This is a genomic window from Micromonospora sp. GCM10011541 (assembly GCF_042650725.1).
GTDB lineage: Bacteria > Actinomycetota > Actinomycetes > Mycobacteriales > Micromonosporaceae > Micromonospora > Micromonospora sicca.
In genome coordinates this window covers 22,488-43,248 of sequence record NZ_JBHSBP010000025.1, presented here as the reverse complement: position 1 = coordinate 43,248, position 20,761 = coordinate 22,488, and the positions used below count along the sequence as shown (strand labels likewise).

Annotated in this window: 22 protein-coding genes; 18 read left to right on the top strand and 4 right to left on the bottom strand. The window is 73.7% G+C overall.

Going from position 1 to position 20,761, the window contains the following annotated elements; genetic code table 11:
- Nucleotides 1-8 precede the first annotated feature (8 nt).
- The 13 genes from kynU to ACFOYX_RS09775 all read left to right on the top strand — a co-directional run bounded on the left by kynU (nt 9) and on the right by ACFOYX_RS09775 (nt 12,140).
- Complete coding sequence (kynU, locus tag ACFOYX_RS09835) at nt 9-1,286, top strand: kynureninase (RefSeq protein ID WP_322441531.1); 1,278 nt, start codon at nt 9-11, stop codon at nt 1,284-1,286.
- On the top strand, nt 1,283-2,617 hold the full coding sequence (locus tag ACFOYX_RS09830) for an NAD(P)/FAD-dependent oxidoreductase (RefSeq protein WP_322441530.1): 1,335 nt from the start codon (nt 1,283-1,285) through the stop codon (nt 2,615-2,617). Before kynU ends, ACFOYX_RS09830 begins: the two co-directional genes overlap by 4 nt.
- Nucleotides 2,618-2,637: 20 nt before the next feature.
- On the top strand, nt 2,638-4,119 hold the full coding sequence (locus ACFOYX_RS09825; protein ID WP_322441592.1) for a 2-hydroxymuconic semialdehyde dehydrogenase: 1,482 nt from the start codon (nt 2,638-2,640) through the stop codon (nt 4,117-4,119).
- Nucleotides 4,116-4,913 (top strand): 2-keto-4-pentenoate hydratase, encoded by a 798-nt coding sequence (locus tag ACFOYX_RS09820; protein ID WP_109800904.1) that lies wholly within the window; start codon nt 4,116-4,118, stop codon nt 4,911-4,913. The genes ACFOYX_RS09825 and ACFOYX_RS09820 overlap by 4 nt, the downstream gene beginning before the upstream one ends.
- Nucleotides 4,910-5,848, top strand: coding sequence for an acetaldehyde dehydrogenase (acetylating) (locus ACFOYX_RS09815; protein ID WP_322441528.1), 939 nt, complete (start codon nt 4,910-4,912; stop codon nt 5,846-5,848). The genes ACFOYX_RS09820 and ACFOYX_RS09815 overlap by 4 nt, the downstream gene beginning before the upstream one ends.
- Nucleotides 5,845-6,921, top strand: a complete 1,077-nt coding sequence (gene dmpG, locus ACFOYX_RS09810; RefSeq protein ID WP_322441527.1) for a 4-hydroxy-2-oxovalerate aldolase — start codon at nt 5,845-5,847, stop codon at nt 6,919-6,921. Before ACFOYX_RS09815 ends, dmpG begins: the two co-directional genes overlap by 4 nt.
- Nucleotides 6,918-7,691, top strand: a complete 774-nt coding sequence (locus tag ACFOYX_RS09805) for a 4-oxalocrotonate decarboxylase (RefSeq protein ID WP_322441526.1) — start codon at nt 6,918-6,920, stop codon at nt 7,689-7,691. The genes dmpG and ACFOYX_RS09805 overlap by 4 nt, the downstream gene beginning before the upstream one ends.
- Nucleotides 7,688-8,116 (top strand): RidA family protein, encoded by a 429-nt coding sequence (locus ACFOYX_RS09800; protein WP_322441525.1) that lies wholly within the window; start codon nt 7,688-7,690, stop codon nt 8,114-8,116. Before ACFOYX_RS09805 ends, ACFOYX_RS09800 begins: the two co-directional genes overlap by 4 nt.
- Nucleotides 8,113-8,637: a 3-hydroxyanthranilate 3,4-dioxygenase gene (locus ACFOYX_RS09795; protein ID WP_109800898.1), complete on the top strand. Its 525-nt coding sequence runs from the start codon at nt 8,113-8,115 to the stop codon at nt 8,635-8,637. Before ACFOYX_RS09800 ends, ACFOYX_RS09795 begins: the two co-directional genes overlap by 4 nt.
- Nucleotides 8,637-9,638: an amidohydrolase family protein gene (locus ACFOYX_RS09790; protein ID WP_322441524.1), complete on the top strand. Its 1,002-nt coding sequence runs from the start codon at nt 8,637-8,639 to the stop codon at nt 9,636-9,638. Before ACFOYX_RS09795 ends, ACFOYX_RS09790 begins: the two co-directional genes overlap by 1 nt.
- A 285-nt stretch (nt 9,639-9,923) precedes the next feature.
- Entirely contained in the window at nt 9,924-11,387 is a 1,464-nt protein-coding gene (locus tag ACFOYX_RS09785) for an amidase (protein ID WP_322441523.1), read from the top strand.
- Nucleotides 11,388-11,461: 74 nt separating this feature from the next.
- On the top strand, nt 11,462-11,746 hold the full coding sequence (locus ACFOYX_RS09780; protein WP_322441591.1) for a hypothetical protein: 285 nt from the start codon (nt 11,462-11,464) through the stop codon (nt 11,744-11,746).
- On the top strand, nt 11,733-12,140 hold the full coding sequence (locus ACFOYX_RS09775) for a DUF5130 family protein (RefSeq protein ID WP_322441522.1): 408 nt from the start codon (nt 11,733-11,735) through the stop codon (nt 12,138-12,140). Before ACFOYX_RS09780 ends, ACFOYX_RS09775 begins: the two co-directional genes overlap by 14 nt.
- Nucleotides 12,141-12,220: 80 nt before the next feature.
- Here the strand turns inward: ACFOYX_RS09775 and pepN are convergent, their stop codons facing one another.
- Nucleotides 12,221-14,767, bottom strand: a complete 2,547-nt coding sequence (pepN, locus tag ACFOYX_RS09770) for an aminopeptidase N (RefSeq protein WP_322441521.1) — start codon at nt 14,765-14,767, stop codon at nt 12,221-12,223.
- A 220-nt stretch (nt 14,768-14,987) separates the two neighbouring features.
- Here pepN and ACFOYX_RS09765 point away from each other — a divergent pair, with 220 nt between their 5' ends.
- The 4 genes from ACFOYX_RS09765 (at nt 14,988) to ACFOYX_RS09750 (ending at nt 17,988) form a co-directional block, all read left to right on the top strand.
- Entirely contained in the window at nt 14,988-15,611 is a 624-nt protein-coding gene (locus ACFOYX_RS09765; protein WP_109800892.1) for a disulfide bond formation protein DsbA, read from the top strand.
- A gap of 137 nt (nt 15,612-15,748) precedes the next feature.
- Nucleotides 15,749-16,168: a hypothetical protein gene (locus ACFOYX_RS09760; RefSeq protein ID WP_322441520.1), complete on the top strand. Its 420-nt coding sequence runs from the start codon at nt 15,749-15,751 to the stop codon at nt 16,166-16,168.
- A gap of 78 nt (nt 16,169-16,246) precedes the next feature.
- A complete protein-coding gene (locus ACFOYX_RS09755; protein WP_322441519.1) occupies nt 16,247-17,446 on the top strand; it encodes a DUF1015 family protein in 1,200 nt (399 codons plus the stop codon).
- Nucleotides 17,447-17,517: 71 nt separating this feature from the next.
- Nucleotides 17,518-17,988, top strand: coding sequence for a ribose-5-phosphate isomerase (locus ACFOYX_RS09750; protein WP_322441518.1), 471 nt, complete (start codon nt 17,518-17,520; stop codon nt 17,986-17,988).
- Between the two features lie 5 nt (nt 17,989-17,993).
- Here ACFOYX_RS09750 and ACFOYX_RS09745 read toward each other — a convergent pair whose 3' ends face one another.
- Together ACFOYX_RS09745 and ACFOYX_RS09740 are read right to left on the bottom strand one after the other, a co-directional pair.
- Nucleotides 17,994-18,326, bottom strand: coding sequence for a hypothetical protein (locus tag ACFOYX_RS09745; protein ID WP_322441517.1), 333 nt, complete (start codon nt 18,324-18,326; stop codon nt 17,994-17,996).
- 37 nt (nt 18,327-18,363) lie between these two features.
- A complete protein-coding gene (locus ACFOYX_RS09740; RefSeq protein ID WP_322441516.1) occupies nt 18,364-19,584 on the bottom strand; it encodes a GNAT family N-acetyltransferase in 1,221 nt (406 codons plus the stop codon).
- A 98-nt stretch (nt 19,585-19,682) separates the two neighbouring features.
- Here ACFOYX_RS09740 and ACFOYX_RS09735 point away from each other — a divergent pair, with 98 nt between their 5' ends.
- Entirely contained in the window at nt 19,683-20,216 is a 534-nt protein-coding gene (locus ACFOYX_RS09735) for a hypothetical protein (protein ID WP_109801968.1), read from the top strand.
- A 151-nt stretch (nt 20,217-20,367) separates the two neighbouring features.
- Here ACFOYX_RS09735 and ACFOYX_RS09730 read toward each other — a convergent pair whose 3' ends face one another.
- Nucleotides 20,368-20,634, bottom strand: a complete 267-nt coding sequence (locus ACFOYX_RS09730; protein WP_322441515.1) for a hypothetical protein — start codon at nt 20,632-20,634, stop codon at nt 20,368-20,370.
- Nucleotides 20,635-20,761: the final 127 nt, after the last annotated feature.

Genomic DNA, 20,761 nt, shown 5'->3' with positions numbered 1-20,761 from the left:
GGGACAGGATGAGCAACACCGAAGAAGAGGCGCTTGCGCACGACGACGCCGACCCGGGGCACCGGCACCTGTTCCACGTGCCGCCCGCCGAGGGCGGCCGCTACCCCGAGGTGGCGTACCTGGCCGGCAACTCGCTCGGCCTGCAACCGCGGGCCACCCGGGACGAACTGCTGGCCGACCTGGCGGCGTGGAGCCGGCTCGGGGTCGAGGGGCACCTGGAGGCGGAACGCCCCTGGCTGCCGTACCACGAGCTGTTGACGGCGCCGGCCGCGCGACTGGTCGGCGCCCGGCCCGCGGAGACCGTGGTGATGAACTCCCTCACGGTCAACCTGCACCTGCTGATGGTCAGCTTCTACCGCCCGGCGGGAGCGCGGACCCGGATCGTCATCGAGGACAGCGCCTTCCCCTCGGACAGCTACGCGGTCCGCAGCCAGGCCCGCTTCCACGGCCTCGACCCCGACGCGACCCTGGTCCGGCTGCGGCCGCGGGCCGGCGAGGACACCCTGCGCACCGAGGACGTGACCGCCTTCCTGGCGGCCGAGGGGCACACCGTGGCGCTGGTGCTGCTCGGCGGGGTCAACTACCTCACCGGCGAGCTGATGGACATCCCGGCGATCACCGCCGCCGGGCGGGCCGCCGGAGCGGTGGTCGGCTGGGACCTCGCGCACGCGGCCGGCAACGTCCCGCTGGCGCTGCACGACTGGGACGTCGACTTCGCCGCCTGGTGCTCCTACAAGTACCTCAACTCGGGGCCCGGGGCGCTCGCGGGCGTCTTCGTCCACGAGCGGCACCTCGGCGACCCCGGCCTGCCGCGCTTCGAGGGCTGGTGGAGCACCGAGGCGAGCACCCGGTTCGAGATGACCCCGGTCTCCCGGCCGCCGGCCACCGTCGAGGCGTGGCAGATCTCCAACCCGCCGATCTTCGCGATGGGCCCGGTCCGCACCTCGCTGGAGCTCTTCGACGCCGTCGGCATGCCGGCGCTGCGGGAGCGCAGCCTGCGGCTCACCGGCTACCTGGAGCGGCTGCTCGACGAGGTGACCGCGGACCGGCCGTTGACCGTGGTCACCCCGCGCGACCCGGCCCGGCGGGGCTGCCAGCTCTCCGTGCGGATCGGCACGGGCAGCGCCAACGAGCTGACCAAGCGGCTGCGGCACGAGCACGGCGTGATCGCCGACGCCCGGGAGCCGGACGTCGTCCGCTTCGCCCCGGTGCCGCTCTACTCGACGTACCACGACTGCTGGCGGGTCGCCGACGCGCTGGCCGCGACGGTGGAGAAGCACTCATGAGCACGGAACGCGACGAGATCGCGGTGGTCGGGGCCGGGCTGGCCGGCTGTCTGCTGGCCTGCTTCCTGGCCCGGCGCGGCTACCCGGTGGCGCTCTACGAGCGGCGGCCGGATCCGCGTACCGGGACGGTCGAGCGGGGCCGCTCGATCAACCTGGCGCTGTCCGAGCGCGGCCTCGACGCGCTGCGCCGGATCGGGCTGGACGGGCAGGTGATGGCGGACGCGCTGCCGATGCACGGCCGGATGATCCACCCGGTGGAGGGGGAGGCGCAGTTCCAGTCGTACAGCGTCTCCGGCGACCGGGCGATCAACTCGATCAGCCGAGGCGCGCTGAACAACGCGCTGCTGAACGCCGCCGCCGCGCTGCCCGGGGTGCGGATCGCCTTCGACCACCGGCTGGTCGGCCTCGACCCGGCCGGCGGCGAGATGACCTTCGAGACCCCGCAGGGCAAGGTCACCACCGCCGCGTCGGTCGTGCTGGGCGCCGACGGCGCCGGCTCCGCGGTGCGCGGGCAGCTCCTCGGGTACGGGGCGTTGACCGAGAGCCTGGACTTCCTCGACTACGGCTACAAGGAACTCACCATCCCGCCGCTCGGCGGCGAGTTCGCCCTGGACCCGGGGGCGCTGCACATCTGGCCGCGCGGCACCTCGATGATGATCGCGCTGCCCAACCCGGACCGGTCGTTCACCTGCACGCTCTTCTGGCCCACCCACGGCACCGCGAGCTTCGCCTCGCTGGGCAGCCCGGCCGCGATCGAGCGGCACTTCGCCACCCACTACCCGGACCTGGTCCCGCTCGCCCCGAACCTGGTCGACGACTACCAGCACAACCCGGTCGGCGTGCTCGGCACGGTCCGCTGCACGCCCTGGCAGGTGGACGGCAGGGTCGGCCTGCTCGGTGACGCGGCGCACGCCATCGTGCCGTTCTACGGCCAGGGCGCGAACTGCGCGTTCGAGGACGTGGTGGAGCTGGACCGCTGCCTGGACGAGTGCGGCGACGAGTGGTCCGCGGCGCTGCCGCTTTTCCAGCAGCGCCGGCAGGCCAACGCCGAGGCGATCGCCCGGATGGCGCTGACCAACTTCGTGGAGATGCGGGACAAGGTCGCCTCGCCGGTCTTCCAGACCCGCAAGCGCATCGAACACGCACTGGAACGGGCCCTGCCCGGCCGGTACGTTTCCCAGTACGAGCTGGTCTCCTTCTCCACCACCCCGTACGCCGAGGTGCGCCGCCGGGTGCGCCGGCAGTACCAGGTGCTGGGGGCGGTGGCGGCCGGCGCGGTGGCGCTGCTGGCCGGCGGGCTGGCCGCGATCGGCCGAGGGAGGCGCGGATGACGCTCTGGGATCCCCGGCTGATGGCCGGGCACGCACCGGACGGGCCCGGACTGCTGCGCAACTTCGTCGGCGGCGAGTTCGTCGCCGCCGGAACCCGGTTCACCAAGCGCAGCCCGGTCACCGGCGAGCCGGTCTTCGAGGTGGCCGAGGCGGACGCGTCCACCGTGGACGACGCGGTGGCCGCCGCCCGGGCGGCGCTGCGCGGGCCGTGGGGCCGGATGGGGGAGCGGGAGCGCGCCGAGGTGCTGCGCCGGGTCGCCGACGAGCTGGAACGGCGCTTCGACGACCTGGTCGCCGCCGAGGTCGCCGACACCGGCAAGTCGATCTCGCAGGCCCGCACGCTGGACATTCCGCGCGGCGCGGCCAACTTCCGGGCGTTCGCCGAGATCGTGGCGACCGCCCCGACCGAGTCGTTCACCACGGTCACCCCGACCGGTGGCCGGGCGCTCAACTACGCGGTCCGCAAACCGGTGGGCGTGGTCGCGATCATCGTGCCCTGGAACCTGCCGCTGCTGCTGCTCACCTGGAAGGTCGCCCCGGCCCTGGCCTGCGGCAACGCCGTGGTGGTCAAGCCCAGCGAGGAGACCCCGGCCTCGGCGACCCTGCTGGCCGAGGTGATGGCCGCCGCGGGCGTACCGGCGGGGGTGTTCAACCTGGTGCACGGCTTCGGCCCGGACTCGGCCGGGGAGTTCCTCACCCGGCACCCGGGCGTCGACGCGATCACTTTCACCGGCGAGTCCGCCACCGGCAGCGCCATCATGCGCGCCGCCGCGGACGGGGTGAAGGCGGTGAGCTTCGAGCTGGGCGGCAAGAACGCGGGACTGGTCTTCGCCGACGCCGACCTGGACGCGGCGGTGGCGGGCTCGGTCCGGTCCAGCTTCACCAACGGCGGTCAGGTCTGCCTCTGCACCGAACGGATCTACGTGCAGCGCCCGGTCTTCGAGGAGTTCACCGCCCGGCTGGCCAAGCGGGCCGACGAGCTGGCGTACGGCTGGCCGGCCGACGAGGCCACCGTCAACATGCCGCTGATCTCGCACGCCCACCGGGACAAGGTGCTGGGCCACTACGACCTGGCCCGCGCCGAGGGAGCCGAGGTGCTGGCCGGCGGCGGGGTGCCCGGCTTCGGGGACGCCCGCGACGGCGGCGCGTACGTGCAGCCGACGGTGCTGACCGGGCTCGGCCCGGACGCCCGGACGAACCGGGAGGAGATCTTCGGCCCGGTCGTGCACGTGGCGCCCTTCGACTCCGAGGACGAGGCGTACGCCCTGGCCAACGGCACCGAGTACGGCCTGGCCGCGACGGTCTGGACCCGGGACGTGGGCCGGGCGCACCGGGCCGGGTCCCGGCTCGACGCCGGCATCGTCTGGGTGAACACCTGGTTCCTGCGTGACCTGCGCACCCCGTTCGGCGGGGTGAAGGCCTCCGGCATCGGCCGGGAGGGCGGGGTGCACTCGCTCGACTTCTACTCCGAACTCACCAACGTCTGCGTGGACCTCACATGAGCGATCTGGAAACCGCGGCCCGGGAGCTGACCGAGGCCCGGGAGAGCGGGAAGCCCTGCCCGCCGTTGCGCGGGCGGCTGCTGCCCGAGGGCGACGTCGAGGCGGCGTACCAGGTGCAGCAGCTCCAGGCCCAGGCCCGGTGGGACCGGGGTGAGCGCCGGGTGGGCGCGAAGATCGGGCTGACCTCCCGGGCGGTGCAGGAGAACTTCGGCGTCTACCAGCCGGACTTCGGCGTGCTCACCGACGTGATGGCGGTCGGCGACGGCGTCGAGGTGGCGATCGACCGGCTGCTCCAGCCCCGGGTGGAGGCGGAGATCGCCTTCGTGCTCGGCGCGGACCTGCCCGACGAGCGGGTCACCACCGTCGACCTGATCCGGGCCGTGGACCACGTGCTGCCGGCCATCGAGATCGTCGACTCGCGGATCGCCGGCTGGGACATCTCCATCGTGGACACCGTCGCCGACAACGCCTCCAGCGGCCTCTTCGTGCTCGGCACCACGCCCCGCCGGCTCGCCGACGTGGACCTGCGGCTGTGCGGGATGGTCCTGGAACACGGCGGGGAGCCCGTCTCGGTCGGCGCCGGGGCGGCCTGCCTCGGCAATCCGCTGCACGCGTTGGAGTGGCTGGCCGGCACGATGGCCCGCGCCGGCGACCCGCTGCGCGCCGGCGACGTGGTGCTCTCCGGGGCGCTCGGCCCGATGGTGCCGGTGACGCCCGGCGCCGCGTACGAGGCGCGGATCTCCGGGCTCGGCTCGGTGCGGACCTGTTTCTCCTCGTCCGAGGAGGCGGCGTGACGGTCGGGGTGGCGGTGATCGGGTCCGGCAACATCGGGACCGATCTGATGATCAAGGTGCTCCGGCTGAGCGACAGCCTGCGCATGGTCGCGATGGCGGGCATCGACCCGGACTCGGACGGGCTCGCCCGGGCCCGGCGGCTCGGCGTGGCCACCACGGCCGAGGGCGTCGACGGCCTGGTGGCGCTGCCCGAGTTCGCCGACGTCGAGCTGGTCTTCGACGCCACCTCGGCCGGCGCGCACCGGCACAACGACGCGGTGCTCCGGGCCCACGGCCGGACGGTGGTCGACCTGACCCCCGCCGCCATCGGCCCGTACGTGGTGCCCCCGGTCAACCTCGACGAGCACCTGCACGAGACGAACGTCAACATGGTGACCTGCGGCGGGCAGGCGACCGTGCCGATCGTCGCCGCCGTCGGCCGGGTCACCCCCGTCGCGTACGGGGAGATCGTCGCCTCGATCGCCTCGCGCTCGGCCGGGCCCGGCACCCGGGCCAACATCGACGAGTTCACCGAGACCACCGCCCGGGCCATCGAGGTGGTCGGCGGCGCGGAACGCGGCAAGGCGATCATCGTGCTGAACCCCGCCGACCCGCCGCTGCTGATGCGGGACACCGTCTACTGCCTCTGCTCGGACGCCGACGCCGACCGGGCCGCCATCGCCGCCTCCGTCGCCGACATGGTGGCCACCGTGCAGGAGTACGTCCCCGGCTACCGGCTCAAGCAGGACGTGCAGTTCGACCGGGTCGACACGTACGTGCCGTCGCTGGGGCGGCACCTGGTCGGACTCCAGGTGTCGGTGTTCCTGGAGGTCTCCGGGGCCGGGCACTACCTGCCCGCGTACGCCGGGAACCTGGACATCATGACCTCGGCCGCGCTGCGCACCGCGGAGCGGCTGGTGGCCCGGCGGGCGAGCAGCGCGGAGGTGGCGGCATGACCGACCTGTACATCCAGGACGTGACGCTGCGGGACGGCATGCACGCCATCGCCCACCGCTACACCGTGGACCAGGTGCGCACCATCGCCGCCGCGCTGGACGCGGCCGGGGTGGCCGCCATCGAGGTGGCGCACGGCGACGGCCTCGCCGGTTCCAGCGTCAACTACGGCCACGGCGCGGCCAGCGACGCCGACTGGATCTCCGCCGCCGCGGAGGTGATGACCAGCGCGAAGCTCACCACCCTGCTGCTGCCCGGCATCGGCACCATCGCCGACCTGAAGGCGGCGAGGGCGCTCGGGGTGACCAGCGTCCGGATCGCCACCCACTGCACCGAGGCGGACATCTCCGCCCAGCACATCTCCTGGGCCCGGGAGAACGGCATGGACGTCTCCGGGTTCCTGATGATGTCGCACATGAACGACCCGGCCGGGCTGGCCGCCCAGGCCAAGCTGATGGAGTCGTACGGGGCGCACTGCGTCTACGTCACCGACTCGGGCGGGCGGCTGCTGATGTCCGACGTGGCGCAGCGGGTCGACGCGTACCGGCAGGTCCTCGAACCGGAGACGCAGATCGGCATCCACGCGCACCACAACCTGTCGCTCGGGGTGGCCAACAGCGTGCTCGCCGTCGAGCACGGCCGGATCCTCGGCGACGGACCGGCCGGTCCGGACGCGCCGCACGGCCGGACGGTCCGGGTGGACGCGTCCCTGGCCGGGATGGGCGCCGGTGCGGGCAACGCGCCGCTGGAGGTCTTCGTGGCCGTCGCCGAGCTGCACGGCTGGAAGCACGGCTGCGACGTGTTCGCGCTGATGGACGCCGCCGACGACGTCGTCCGGCCGCTGCAGGACCGGCCGGTCCAGGTCGACCGGGAGACGCTCTCCCTCGGGTACGCGGGCGTCTACTCGAGCTTCCTCCGGCACGCCGAACGCGCCTCCGCGAAGTACGGCGTGGACGTCCGCTCCATCCTGGTCGAGCTGGGCCGGCGGCGGATGGTCGGCGGCCAGGAGGACATGATCGTGGACGTGGCGCTGGACCTCGCCGGCCGCCACGAGGAGCAGGAGGTGGCACCGTGATCGGGCCGGACATCGCGGGCATCGCGGAGAAGCTGGGCGCGGCGGCCGACAGCGCCACCGCGATCCCGCAGCTCGCCGCCGAGACCGGCCTCGACGTCGACGCCGCGTACGCGGTGCAGACCGCGCTGCTCCAGCGCCGGCTGGACCGGGGTGAGCGGCTGGTCGGGTTGAAGATGGGGCTGACCAGCAAGGCGAAGATGGCCCAGGTCGGCGTGGGCGAGGTGATCTGGGGCCGGCTCACCGACGTGATGCGGGTCCCCGACGGCGGCACGGTCGACCTCGGCGCCTTCATCCACCCTCGGGTCGAGCCGGAGGTGGCGTTCCTGCTGGACCGCCTCCCCGAGCCCGGCGAGCCGCTCGGGTCGTTCGCCGACGCCGTCCGCGCGGTCGCCCCGGCGATCGAGCTGATCGACTCCCGGTACGCCAACTTCACCTTCTCCCTGCCGGACGTGATCGCCGACAACACCTCGGCCGCCGCGTTCGTCGTCGGGGCGTGGTCGCCGGTGCCGGACGGGCTGGACAACCTGGGCGTGCTGCTGGAGATCGACGGCCGGGTGGCCCAGGTCGGTTCGACGGCGGCGATCCTCGGCGACCCGCGCCGGGCGCTGGACGAGGGCATCCGGCTCGCCGGCCGGCACGGGGTACGGCTCCGCGAGGGCTGGGTCTTCCTGGCCGGCGCCGCCACGGCCGCCGTGCCACTGCGGCCGGGCGCGCACGTCCGGGCCGTGGTGGAGAAGCTCGGCACCGCGTCGCTGCGGGCCACGGCATGACCGCCGACGCCCGGGTGGTGGCCGGGAAGGCCGTGCCGCGCGGGGCGTTCCCACACGTCAAGGTCGCCGGCGGGTTCGTCTTCGTCTCCGGTACGTCGTCGCGGCGGCCGGACAACACCTTCGCCGGCGTCCAGGTGGACGAGTTCGGCACCACCGACCTCGACATCCGGGAGCAGACCCGGGCGGTGATCGGGAACATCCGGGACCTGCTGCGGTCGGTCGGCGCCGAGCTGTCCGATCTCGTCCAGGTCACCAGCTACCTGGTCAACATGAACGACTTCGGTGGGTACAACGAGGTGTGGGCGGAGTTCTTCGACGCCACCGGGCCGACCCGGACGACCGTGGCCGTGCACCAGTTGCCGCATCCCCACCTGCTGATCGAGATGCAAGCCGTCGCCCTGCTCCCCCAAGGAGGTCAGTCGTGAGTGAGATCGCGGAGCCGTTCAGCTTTCCGGGCTGGATCGCGGAGAACCAGCACCTGCTGAAGCCGCCGGTGGGGAACAAGGAGATGTTCCCCGGCGGGGACGACTTCATCGTCATGGTGGTCGGCGGGCCGAACCAGCGCACCGACTTCCACGTCGACCCGTACGAGGAGTTCTTCTACCAGGTCAAGGGCAACATGCACATCAACCTGATGACCCCGGAGGGGCCGCGTACGGTGCACGTGCGCGAGGGTCAGATGTGGATGCTGCCGCGCAACACGCCGCACTCGCCGCAGCGGCCGGAGGCCGGCTCGATCGGCGTGGTTGTCGAGCGGGTCCGCGAGGAGGGCACCCTGGAGAAGTTCCAGTGGTACTGCCCGGAGTGCGGGCACAAGGTGCACGAGGTGGAGCTCCAGGTCCGCGACATCGCCGCCGACCTGCCCCCGGTCTTCCAGGCGTTCTACGCCGACGAGGCGGCGCGCACCTGCGACAAGTGCGGCACCCTGCACCCGGGCAAGGGCTGATGCGCGGTCCGGTCGTGGACGTGCACACGCATGTCGTACCGAAGGGGTGGCCGGACCTCGACGCCCAGTGCGGTGGGTCCGGCTGGCCCTGGCTGCGGGTGGACTCCGAGCGGGCCGCCATGATCATGGTGGGCGAGACGGAGTTCCGCTCGATCGGCTCGGCCTGCTGGGACGCGCCGACGCGGCTGGCGGACATGGACGACGACGGGGTGGACGTCCAGGTGGTCTCGCCGACCCCGGTGTTCTTCTCCTACGACCGCCCCGCCGACCAGGCGGTGAAGGTGGCCCGGATCTTCAACGACCTGACCCTGGAGGTCACCGCGGCCGGCGGCGACCGGCTGGTGCCGTTCTGCCAGGTGCCGTTGCAGGACCCGGACGCCGCCTGCGCCGAACTGGACCGCTGCCTGGCGGCGGGCCACGTCGGCGTCGAGATCGGCAACCACGTCGGCGACCGCGACCTGGACGACGCGGGGATCGTGCAGTTCCTGACCCACTGCGCCGAGGTGGGCGCACCGGTCTTCGTACACCCCTGGGACATGCCGGGCGGGCCCCGGCTGGACCGGTGGATGGCCCGCTGGCTGACCGGCATGCCGGCGGAGACCCACCTGTCGGTGCTGGCGCTGATCCTCGGCGGCGTCTTCGACCGGGTGCCGGAGACGCTGCGGATCTGCTTCGCGCACGGCGGCGGCAGCTTCCCGTTCTGGCTGGGCCGCGCCGACAACGCCTGGCACCGCCGCGGCGACCTGGTGCGCGGCGCCTCCACCGCCCCGCCCAGCTCCTACGTCGGCCGGTTCAGCGTCGACTCGGTGGTCTTCGAGCCGGCCGCGCTGCGGCTGCTGGTGGAGACCATGGGGGAGGACGGGGTGCTGGTCGGCAGCGACTACCCGTACCCGCTGGGGGAGCGGCCGGTCGGCGCGGTGGTCGCGAAGGCCGACTTCCTCACCGCCGACCAGCGCGACAAGCTCCTCTCCCGCAACGCCCTGCGCTTCCTGCACGGCTGACCGCCGACCTGCGCCCCCGACCGCAGCGAGCTGTGTTCCGACGCCCCGCCCGGCGCTGCCGGCCGGCAGCCGGACTGCCTCGCGCATCCTTTGCTCTGCTTCAGCGACGGCAACACCCCGCGCCCACCGGTGTTGCGTGGACTGCAGCAGAGCAAAGGACACCCACCAACCCCGGCCCGGCCCTCGGCTCCGGCCGCCGCCCCCGGCCCGGGCCACCCGTGCGGGGACCGGGCCGGTCGGCGCGTGAAGAGTGCGTCGGGCGGATCATCCGGGCAGGATGACGGCATGGCCGAGCCGCACGACCTGACCGCGCTGGAGCAGGCCGCCGCGATCGCCCGTGGCGAGCTGTCCAGCGTGGAGCTGGTCGGGCACCAGCTGACCCGGGTGGACGCGCTGAGCGACACGGTCGGCGCGTTCGTCACCGTCACGCCGGAGTTGGCCGTCGAGGCGGCCCGGGCCGCCGACGCGGTGCCGGCCGAGCGGCGCGGTCCGCTGCACGGCGTACCGACCGCGATCAAGGACCTCACGCTGACCGCCGGGGTGCTTACCACCTTCGGCTCCGCCGCCTTCGCCGACTTCGTGCCCCCGATCGACGCCGACGTGGTCCGGTTCATCAGGGCTGCCGGGCTGGTCAGCCTCGGCAAGACCACCACCTCCGAGCTGGGCTGCTCGCTCTACTCGGAGGGGCTGGTGGCGCCGCCGGCCCGCAACCCGTGGGGCCTCGGCTACACGGCGGGCGGGTCCAGCGGCGGCGCGGCGGCCGCCGTGGCCGCCGGGCTGGTGCCGGTGGCCCAGGGCTCCGACGGCGGCGGCTCGCTGCGCATCCCGGCGTCGCTCTGCGGCCTGGTCGGCTACAAGCCCAGCCGGGGACTCGTCTCCGGCGGGCCGCTCGGCTTCGGCGCGTTCGGGCTGCCGACGAACGGCCCGCTCGGGCGGACCGTCGCCGACGTCGCCGCGCTGCTCGACGTCATGGCGCAGCCGGTGCCCGGCGAGCCCTACCTGCCCCCGGCCGCGCCCGCCGGCGGCTACCTGGCCGCCGCCCGCGAGGCCGCGCCGGGCCGGCTGCGGATCGGCCGCTTCACCACCCCGATGCTCGCCGACGAGCCGGTCCACCCCGACTGTGTCGCCGCCGTCGACCGGGCCGCCGGGCTGCTCACCGCGGCCGGCCACGAGGTGGTCGAGGTCCCGGCGCCGCTCGGCCCGGCGGCGTGGCCGCTCTTCGAGACCGTCTGGTACGTCCTGGCGCTCTCCCCGGTGCCGCCCGAGCGGGAGAGGGAGCTGCTGCCGCTGACCCGGCTCCTCCGCTCGCGCGGCGCGGCGGTCGGCGCGGGCGCGCTGATGGCCACCCTGGGCGAGCTGCAGGCCCAGGTACGCCTCGGCGCCCACCGGACCGCCGGTTGCGACCTGCTGCTCTGCCCCACGCTGGCCGCGCCGCAGGCGCCGGTGGGGTCGTTCGCCGCCCTCGATCCGGCGGAGGATTTCGACCGGCAGCGCCGGTTCTCGCCGTACTGCGCCATCTTCAACGTGACCGGCGAACCGTCCGTTTCCCTGCCGGTCGGTCGCACCGCCGACGGCATGCCCGTGGGGGTGCTGCTCACCGGCCGGTACGGCGCCGACGCGACTTTGATCGCCACTGCCGCTCAACTGGAGCACGGGAGTGGCGGCTGGGATCACCACCCCGCAATCTGGCGGGCCGTCGACTCCGCTAACGTGAATACCACAAGCGGAGTCGGGGAATCGTCTCCTTGACCGTCCACCCGACCCGGAATTCCTGGTCTCTCTCTTTCCGCCTGGGGGCGTTGAGGTTGTCTGTTACCGAGACGTTGCTGGTCTTCGTCGGCATCCCGGCGGCTGCGGTGCTGGTGATCGCCGGACTGGCAATCGCCGGCGGCCGTGGCGGCGGTGGCGGCGCCAAGCGCTACCGGCCGGGCCGGCCCTTCGACTTCACTCCGGTCTGGTTCCTCGGCCGTCCGGAGCAGCTGGCCGACTCGGCCGGCACCGCGCTGGCCGCGGGCGCGCAGGCGCCGGCGCTGACCAGCCACAAGCTTGAGAAGGCCGGCGTCGAGGCGCCGGCCGGTGGAACCGGAGGCGCAAGTGACCGTTGGTGAGACGCAGGCCGGGACGGGTAACCCGCCCCAGGTGCTGGACGGGCCCTTCTCGACCCGCCAGCTGCTCCGCATCGACGAGGCGCTCCGCCTGGCCGACCAGGGCACCGGCCTGGTCTTCTCGGTCTACGTGGGCGGCCTCGACGAGCCGATCCGGGAGCACGCCCAGCGGCTGCACCACCAGCTCGCCGAGCCCGACAAGTCGGTCCTGATCGCCGTGTCGCCCAACCAGCGGCAGCTGGAGATCGTCACCGGCCGGTACGCGCGCAAGCGCATCCCGGACACGTACGCCAAGCTCGCCGCGCTCTCCATGGTGGCGTCCTTCGGCGGCGGCGACCTGGCCGGCGGCATCATCCAGGGCCTCGACCAGCTCGCCAGCCACGCCGGCAAGGGTTGAACCCTCCCCGAGCACGACGAAGCCCGGTCCGCGTTTCGCGGGCCGGGCTTCGTGTATCGCCATCTCGGCGACCCGGCGGGTCAGGCGCTCTGGGCGTCCCTGGCGCGGGCCTTCAGGGCGCGGGCCACGCCGTCCCGGCCCTCGGCGACCAGCCGGCGCAGCGGGGCCGGGTGACCCTCGCCGGCCAGCCACGCGTCGGTCGCCGCGACCGTCTCGTCCTCGACCAGGTACGCCGGGTAGGCGAGCTGGGTGAACTCCTGCGCCGGCTCGCTGTCCCGGCTGGCCCAGACCTGGTCCACCACCGCGAAGTACTTCTCCCGGTAGGGGGCGACCAGGTCGACCTGCGCCGGGTGCGCGAAGCCCTGCAGCAGCGCCCGGTGCCGCCAGTTCGGCAGCGCCTCCGGGCCGGTGAGCAACGCCCACACCGCCGCCTTGTTCTCCGCGGTCGGCACCAGCGCGTGCGCGTAGGCGGCCTCCCGCTCGCCGCTGGCGGTGCGGTCGCCGGCCAGCTCGGCCTCGATCTCGGCGGTGCCGGCCGCCCCGTTGGCCAGGAGGGACTGGAGCAGCGCCCAGCGCAGTTCGGTGTCCACGGTCAGCCCGGTCGGCACCTCGGTGCCGTCGAGCCAGCCACGCAGCGTGGCCAGGTCCTCGGCGGAGCGGGCCGCCGAGGCGTACGCCCGGGCCCAGGCGAGCTGGAAGCCGCTGCCCGGCTCCGCCGCGAGCAGCCCGTCCTTCGCGGTCCGGGCCAGCTCGGCCCAGCCGGTCGGCGCCCAGGCCGGGTCGACGTAGAAGGTGAGCGTGGTGGTCGCCTGCCGCAGGGTGCCAGTGACCAGGTTGATGTCGGTCTCGGCGGGCAGGCCGGCCAGCACCAGCGCGACGTAGTCACGGGCGGGCAGCTCGGCGTCGCGGGTCATGTCCCAGGCGGCGGTCCAGCAGAGCGCCCGGGCCAGCGACGACTCGAAGCCGGCGATGTGCTGCACCACGTTCGCCATCGACCGCTCGTCCAGCCGCAGCTTGGCGTACGTCAGGTCGTCGTCGTTGAGCAGCAGCACGTCGGCGGCCGGCTTGCCGTGCAGCGCGGACAGCTCGGTCTGCTCCCCGGTCACGTCGACCTCGACCCGCTCCCGGCGGACCAGCCGGCCGTCGGTCAGGTCGTAGAGGCCCACCCCGATCCGGTGGGTACGCAGCGTCGGGTGCCCGGACGGCGCCTCCTGGCGGACCAGCACCCGCTGGTAGCTGCCGTCGTCGCCGATGGCCACCTCGGGGCGCAGCGTGTTGACCTGCGCCGTCTCCAGCCACTGCGCGGCGAACTTGCGCAGCTCCCGGCCGGAGGCGGTCTCCAGCTCGGAGAGCAGGTCGTCGAAGGTGGCGTTGCCCCAGGCGTGCTTGCCGAAGTACGCCCGCAGACCGGCCACGAACGGCTCCTCGCCCACGTACGCGACGAGCTGCTTGAGCACGCTCGCGCCCTTGGCGTAGGTGATCCCGTCGAAGTTGACCTCGACGGCCTCCAGGTCCGGCATCTCCGTGTAGACCGGGTGGGTGGAGGAGAGCTGGTCCTGCCGGTAGCCCCAGTTCTTCCGGATGGACAGGAACGTCGTCCACGCCTCGGTGAACCGGGTGGCGTGGGTGTTGCACCAGTGGCTGGCCCACTCGGCGAACGACTCGTTCAGCCACAGGTCGTTCCACCAGCGCATGGTGACCAGGTCACCGAACCACATGTGCGCCAGCTCGTGCAGGATCGTGTTGGCCCGCTGCTCGTACTCGAAGTCGGTGACCTGCGAGCGGAAGATGTAGTGCGACTCGGCGTGCGTGACGCAGCCGAAGTTCTCCATCGCGCCGGCGTTGAAGTCCGGCACCCAGAGCTGGTCGTACTTGGGCAGCGGGTAGCGCACCCCGAACTTCTCGTGGAAGAAGTCGAAGCCCTGCTTGGTGATCAGGAACAGGTCGTCCGAGTCCAGGTACCGCGCCATCGACGCCCGGCAGAAGACCCCCAGGTCGATGCCGTCGTGGCTGTCCCGCACCTCGTGGTACGGCCCGGCGCAGAGCGCGGTGATGTAGGTGCTCATCCGCGCCGACTCCACGAAGTGGACGGTCTTCAGCGCCTCGCCGGCCGGCTCCTCCCGCTCCACCGGCATGTTGGAGATTACCCGCCAGTGGTCCGGCACGGTGGCGTGCCAGGTGAAGACGCTCTTCAGGTCGGGCTGGTCGAAGCAGGCGAAGACCTTCTGCGCGTCCGCCGTCTCGAACTGGCTGTAGAGGTAGGTCTCCCCGTCGACCGGGTCCACCGTGCGGTGCAGGCCCTGCCCGCTGTTCGAGTAGCCGAAGTCCGCGTCCACCACCAGGGTGTTCTCCGCGTCCAGACCGGACAGCGTGAGGCCCTTCTCGGCCGACCAGCCGGAGGTGTCGACGGGCGCGCCGTTGAGCGTCGCGGACCGCACCGACTCGGCGGCCACCTCGATGAAGGTCGCCGCGCCCGGCTCGGCGCAGCGGAACCGGACCTCGGTCATCGAGCGGAACGTGCGTCCCGTGCCCTGCACGGCGGTCGACAGGTCAAGGCTGATGTCGTACCCGGTCACCTCGAGCAGGCGAGCCCGCTCGGTGGCCTCGACCTGGGTCAGATTGCGCACTCCCGGCACTGTTCGTCTCCATCCCACTAGCGCCGCGCCGCGGCGGCCCCGGCCTCCCCGGCCCGCTCGTGGCGGCCGGTCCGGTCCGAGTCTTCCATGCACCGACACCCTTCGGTGGTCGAGGTCACGCTCTCATTCCGGTACCGGGCCATGCTGGTCGGGGTGAGGATCGAGGGAGGCGCCGGGCTCACCGGCGCACCCGTCGTGAAGGGATCTCACCGTGACCGAACGTGTCGCCGTGGACATGTGGTTCGACCCGCTGTGCCCGTGGGCGTGGATCACGTCCCGCTGGCTGCTGGAGGTCGAGAAGGTCCGGCCCGTGGACATCGACTTCCACGTGATGAGCCTGTCCGTGCTCAACGAGGGCCGGGACCTGCCCGAGCAGTACCAGGAACTGATGAAGAGCGGCTGGGGCCCGGTGCGGGTCTGCATCGCCGTCGAGCAGGCGCACGGCCAGGAGGCGGTGGCGAAGCTCTACACCGCGATGGGCACCCGGATCCACCTCGGCAAGGAGCCGCTCGGCCGGGAGATGCTGGTCGGCGCGCTCACCGACGTCGGGCTGGACCCGGCGCTCGCCGACGCCGCCGAGTCCACCGCGTACGACGAGGCGCTGCGGGCCAGCCACGAGGCGGGCATGCGGCCGGTCGGCACCGACGTGGGCACGCCGGTGATCCACGCCCCCGGCCCGGACGGCGGCAAGGTCGCCTTCTTCGGCCCGGTGATCACCCCGGCGCCGAAGGGCGAGGCGGCCGGCCGGCTCTGGGACGGCGTCCTGCTGGTCGCCGGCACCCCGGGCTTCTACGAGCTGAAGCGCTCCCGCGAGCTGGGCCCCATCTTCGACTGACGGCGGGAGCTCCGGCAACGATCCGCAGTCCCGCACCGGCCCCGGCGTCACCGGGCCGGTGCGGGGCTCGTTTCACCGGGTGTCCCAGCCGGCGGCCCGCGGGGGCCGCGCCCCGGCAGCCCGGAGGAGGCATTCCCATGGCCAAGCACCGCCGTACGTCCGACGACGCGCCGCAGGAGACGGCGACCGAGGACTCCGGTGCGACGTACTGGTCGGTGGACGAGGTCGACTGGCCGGCCGTCCGTCCGGCCCTGCCGGCCGAGATGGTCGACCTGCTGGCCCCGCCGATCGTGGTGGGCGTCGCCCGGGTGGTCGCCACCTCCCGGATGACCCCGCCCGCCGAGACGGTCCTGCCCGCCCCCACGCCCGGCGCGATCCGGTCCGGCGTCGTGGCCGGCCGGCCGATGCCGGTGGGCGCGACCACCGTCCGGCTCGCCGGGTCGGCGGCGTCCCACCCGTCCGGCCCCGCCGGCTCCGTCCCGGGCGGCCGCCCCGGTCCCACCCCGGCGCCCGGCCGACACCGCAACGCGCCGGCGCCGCTCGACCGAAACGGCTGAGCGCGGCCCCTTTCATCTGGTGGACGCGGCGCGGGTCCGGGTTCGACGGGCCGGGGGCCGCGGGTAGCGTCGGTGGGCATGACGGTCGTGCATCCGATCGCCCGGGCCTGGATCACCACTGGCGGCACCGGCGCGCAGAACTACGACGAGTTCGCCGACGACGCGGAGATCACCGCGATCATCGAGGCGAACCCGCACAGTGCCCTCGGCATCGAGATGCCCCACCGGGCGCCGGAGAGCCTCGGCAGGTCCTTCCTCGACGCCCTCCCCGACGCGGTGGCCCGCCTGACTGAGGCCAAGGCGGACGGCAGCTACACCCCGGCCGAGCAGGTCGTGGTGCTCTACCGGATCAGCGCGCCGGGCGAGGAGCCCGCGTACGGGCTCTTCGCCATGGTCGACACCGACCAGATCTCCACCCGGGCCGACGAGCCCGGTCTGGTCATCCGCAACGAGGACGTCTTCATCGCCAAGGTGCGGGAGCGGGTGGCCCTGGCCGAGGCGCTCGGGCACCTGCTCTCACCCGTACTGCTGCTCCAGACCGGGCGTGGCGACGAGCTGCACGCCGCGCTCGCGGCGGCGACCGAGTCGGCCGGCGCGCCCGCCGCGACGGACGTCGACCAGTCCGGGCGGACGCACGCCATCTGGCTGCTGGGTCCCGGCCCCGAGCAGGACGAGCTGACCGCCCTCGCCGGCGGCGGCGAGCTGGTGGTCGCCGACGGCAACCACCGCAGCCTGGCCGCGCAGACCGGCGGGCTGCCCCGCTTCCTGTCGGTGATCACCACGCCCGCGTCGGTCGCCATCCAGCCCTACAACCGGCTGGTCAGCGAGCTGACCACCACGCCGGAGGAGCTGCTCGACCGGCTCCGCGCCGCCGGTGCGGAGATCACCCCGATCGACGGCCCGGTCGAGGTCCCGGCGGGTGGCGGCGCCGTGCACCTCTACCTCGCCGGTCAGGGGTACGCGGTGACCCTGCCGCACGTCGACGGCGGCCGGCTGGAGAACCTCGACCACGCCCTGGTCGAGCGGCTGCTGCTGCGCGACGCGCTCGGCCTCGACCCGGGCGACAAGCGGATCACCTACGTGGGCGGCGACTACCCGGCGAGCTGGCTCACCGGTGAGGTCGACGCCGGCCGGGCGGAACTGGCCATCCTCATCGCCCCGGTGACCGTGGACGACTTCGTCGCGGTCAATCTGGCCCGGGAGAAGATGCCGCGCAAGAGCACCTGGTTCACCCCGAAGGCCCGCGGCGGCCTGGTGGTCGCCGAGCTGTCCCGCTGAGCTGTGACGAATACGCCTCCGTGCCGCCGCCCTTGCGGCGGCGCGGGGGCCGGCCTGACAGACTGCGCGGTATGCGCGTCTACCTGGGATCCGATCACGCCGGTTTCGAGCTGAAGGTGCACCTGGCCAACCACCTGGCCACGCAGGGCTACGAGGTGGTCGACGTCGGTCCGCACGCCTTCGACCCAGACGACGACTACCCGGCCTTCTGCCTGCACACCGGTGACCGGGTGGTCAACGATCCGGGCAGCCTCGGCGTGGTCATCGGCGGTTCCGGCAACGGCGAGCAGATCGCCGCGAACAAGGTCGCCGGCGTCCGGGCGGCGCTCGCCTGGAACATCGACACGGCGCAGCTGGCCCGGGAGCACAACGACGCCAACATCATCGCGGTCGGCGCCCGCCAGCACACCCTGGACGAGGCGACCGCCCTGGTCGAGGCGTTCCTGACCACCCCGTTCTCCGGCAACCCGCGGCACTCCCGGCGAGTCGCCCAGGTCGCCTCGTACGAGCAGACCCGCGAGCTGCCCGACCTGCCGGCCTGACCGCGTCAGCGGCCGGAGCGGGGAAGGTCCTCGCGGGGGACCCAGTTGCGTCGCACGATCACCACGCGGGCCTCGGCCTCGGCCAGGTCCGCGTCGGTGGGGCGGGCGGCGTCCCGGGCCCGCAACGCGGCGGCCACCCCGACCTGCGACGATCCGGAGCCGACGAGGCCGCGCAGCCCCCGCTCACCCTCGTCGGCCGCCGGGCCGGGCCGGCGCCCGCGGGGCGGCTCGTCGTGCACCCCGGCCGTCGTCGCGCTCGGCCCGTCCGGGGCCGGTGACTCGCTCTCGGCCTCGCCGTGGTGCCGCAGCCGGCGTCGCCGGCGCTCCGCATCACCCATCGGTCGACCGTACCGCCTCGGCGGCCCGCCGCACCCGTCAGAACACCTCCATCGGGGCCGGCGCGCGGTGCCAGCCGAAGGCGGGGGCGGCCGCCGCGAGCGTCCCGGGCGCGAGTTCCCGGACCCGGCCGGCGGCGGCGAGCGCCCCGAGCCCGGCGCCGCCCAGGTAGAGCTCGCCGAGGGCGCGTACGTCGCAGGCGAGCCGGGCCGGCTCGGCGGTGGCCGTGCAGGTCGCCCCCGTCGGGCTGCCGACCAGGCGCCACCGGCCGGCGTTCTCCGGCAGCAGCTCGTCGGTGACCTCGATCACCACGTCGACGTCGGTCGCGTACCGGCGGGCGGCCAGCGCGGCGGGCAGGTCGACCACGCGTACCCAGAGCCCGTCGGAGAGCTGGGCGCCGAGCTGGCGCGGCTCGTTCACCAGCCACAACAGCGGCTCGTCCACGGCGGCGGTACGGCAGGACAACCGCCGGGTCAGGTCGATCGAGAGCAGCAGCCGCCACAGCGCCAGGTACGCGTCGGGGTTCTCCGCGACCACCTCGTCGACCCGGACCTCCCCGCGCGGGCCGCCGCGGTCCCACTCCTCCTTCGTCCGGAACAGCGCGTACCCGTCCAGCCCCGCCGGCCCCTCGTGCAGCAGCACCCGCCGCTCGGTGGCCCCCTCCCGCAGGCTCTTCACGTCGGCCAGCACGTACCGCCACCAGCGCTCGTCCCGGCTCGACCAGCCGGGGCGGTCGGCGCGGACCCGGTCGTACAGCCGGGCCAGCTCGGCCTGCCGCGCGGCCGGCTGGTCCAGGCGGAGCGTGCCCGGGACGGACGCCGGCTCCGGCACGCGCAGCTCGGTGGTGTCGCAGCTGATGGTGAGCCGCTGCGCGGCCAGGCCGTAGCCGAACCGGGGGTAGATCCGGCCCTCGCTGGCCCAGAGCACCGCGACCGGCTCCCGGCCGGCGTCGCGGATCTCCCGCAGTTGGCGGCGCATCAGGGCGGTGAGCAGACCCCGGCGGCGGTGGGTCGGGGCGACCGAGACCATCGTCACGTGTGCCGCCGGCACGCTGGCCCCGGGCACCCCCAGTTCCCGGGTGAACGCCGCGGCGTGCGCGACCGCAGTGGTCCCGTCGCGGACCAGCAGCCCGCGCTCCGGTTCGAAGATCCCCCGCTCGACCTCCAGCAGTCCGGGGTCGAGACCGCCGTGGAAGGCCAGGGCCAGCAGCCCGGCGATCTCGTCGAAGTCCTCGGCGCGGGGCAACACCACATCGGTCATCGGATGTGTGTAACCCATCACCGTCGGGGTCGGCGACTGATTTGCCGGGTCGCTACGCTCGGAAACGTGGCCGGCGTCGGTCAGGGGGAGGACACGAAATGGCGGACCAGACCCAGCCGTGGGCCGAGCGCACCGTGGAGGTGCCGCCGCAGCCCGGCGTCGGGGTGCCGACGCAACGGGACGCGTTCCGGCGGGGGGTGGCCCCGGTGGGGCAGCGGCGTACCCCGCGTACCGACCAGTTCCCGGCCGTCGACCCGGCCGACTGGTCCGGCGGCGCCGCCCCGCGCCGGCCGATGGGCTGGCACCTGGCGCAGTTGCGCCGGGGTGGCGAGTGGAGCGCGGCGGGCGGCCTCTTCGCCTTCGTCTGCTGGGGCATCTGGGCGATCTCCGGCCGCGGCGACCTCACCGCGCCGCTGCTGACCTTCGTGCTGAGCCTGCTCACCGCGGTGGGCCTCTTCGCGCTCTCCCGCCTGCTCGGCCGGTTGGTCTGGGAGCGGCAGTTGGGCCGGGTGCGGCGCAGCGCCCGCGGCGCGCACCTGGTGACGGCGCTCTTCCTGGCCGGCGTGGGCGTCGCCTACCTGCAGCAGACCGAGTGGGTGGTGACGGCCTGGAACTGGGTCACCGGGAACTGATCCCGGTACCCGCGGGCGGGTCGGCGTCGCGCCGCCCGCCCGCGCGTCCGGTCGCGGGATGCCGCGACGCCGGTCGTCACTCCACCAGGACGGCGGCTGCTTACCCGGCGGGGCACGGTTCATCCGCGATCCCGAGCGGCTGAGCGGGTGCTCAATGGGTGCTGCCGTGCCCCTCGGCGTCCGCCTTCGGCGAGGCGACCCGAGCGGCCGGATCCTCGACGCCGGGCAGACCGCCGTCCGGGGCCACCATGCCGTCGTAGTTGTAGACCGTGCCGCCGTCACCGTGCTGCTTCGTGGTCCGGATGTAGCGATGGATCATGCCGTCGATCTCCAGCTCCAGCAGGGCCCGGTCACCCGCGTCCTGGCTGCTGCCGTCGCGGGGACCACCGACGAGGTAGGCGTTCGTGTTCGTGTCCATGGCGGTCCGGTACCCAGCTGCGGGGTGGACGAAAACGACGAACCGAACGGCCCGAGGGCCGTTCGGCGACCGGGTCGGTGCGCCCGGCGCACCGACCCGGACCGACCGTCGTGCCGCCCGGCCTGCG

Excerpts from the sequence above, each read along its gene's own strand:
- dmpG (WP_322441527.1), top strand. The coding sequence starts at position 5,845 with ATGACCGACCTGTACATCCAGGACGTGACGCTGCGGGACGGCATGCAC.
- ACFOYX_RS09785 (WP_322441523.1), top strand. The coding sequence starts at position 9,924 with ATGGCCGAGCCGCACGACCTGACCGCGCTGGAGCAGGCCGCCGCGATC.
- ACFOYX_RS09820 (WP_109800904.1), top strand. The coding sequence starts at position 4,116 with ATGAGCGATCTGGAAACCGCGGCCCGGGAGCTGACCGAGGCCCGGGAG.
- ACFOYX_RS09750 (WP_322441518.1), top strand. The coding sequence starts at position 17,518 with ATGCGCGTCTACCTGGGATCCGATCACGCCGGTTTCGAGCTGAAGGTG.
- ACFOYX_RS09825 (WP_322441592.1), top strand. The coding sequence starts at position 2,638 with ATGGCCGGGCACGCACCGGACGGGCCCGGACTGCTGCGCAACTTCGTC.
- ACFOYX_RS09790 (WP_322441524.1), top strand. The coding sequence starts at position 8,637 with ATGCGCGGTCCGGTCGTGGACGTGCACACGCATGTCGTACCGAAGGGG.
- ACFOYX_RS09760 (WP_322441520.1), top strand. The coding sequence starts at position 15,749 with ATGGCCAAGCACCGCCGTACGTCCGACGACGCGCCGCAGGAGACGGCG.
- ACFOYX_RS09745 (WP_322441517.1), bottom strand. The coding sequence starts at position 18,326 with ATGGGTGATGCGGAGCGCCGGCGACGCCGGCTGCGGCACCACGGCGAG.
- ACFOYX_RS09730 (WP_322441515.1), bottom strand. The coding sequence starts at position 20,634 with ATGGACACGAACACGAACGCCTACCTCGTCGGTGGTCCCCGCGACGGC.
- ACFOYX_RS09800 (WP_322441525.1), top strand. The coding sequence starts at position 7,688 with ATGACCGCCGACGCCCGGGTGGTGGCCGGGAAGGCCGTGCCGCGCGGG.
- ACFOYX_RS09830 (WP_322441530.1), top strand. The coding sequence starts at position 1,283 with ATGAGCACGGAACGCGACGAGATCGCGGTGGTCGGGGCCGGGCTGGCC.
- ACFOYX_RS09740 (WP_322441516.1), bottom strand. The coding sequence starts at position 19,584 with ATGACCGATGTGGTGTTGCCCCGCGCCGAGGACTTCGACGAGATCGCC.
- kynU (WP_322441531.1), top strand. The coding sequence starts at position 9 with ATGAGCAACACCGAAGAAGAGGCGCTTGCGCACGACGACGCCGACCCG.
- ACFOYX_RS09755 (WP_322441519.1), top strand. The coding sequence starts at position 16,247 with ATGACGGTCGTGCATCCGATCGCCCGGGCCTGGATCACCACTGGCGGC.
- ACFOYX_RS09735 (WP_109801968.1), top strand. The coding sequence starts at position 19,683 with ATGGCGGACCAGACCCAGCCGTGGGCCGAGCGCACCGTGGAGGTGCCG.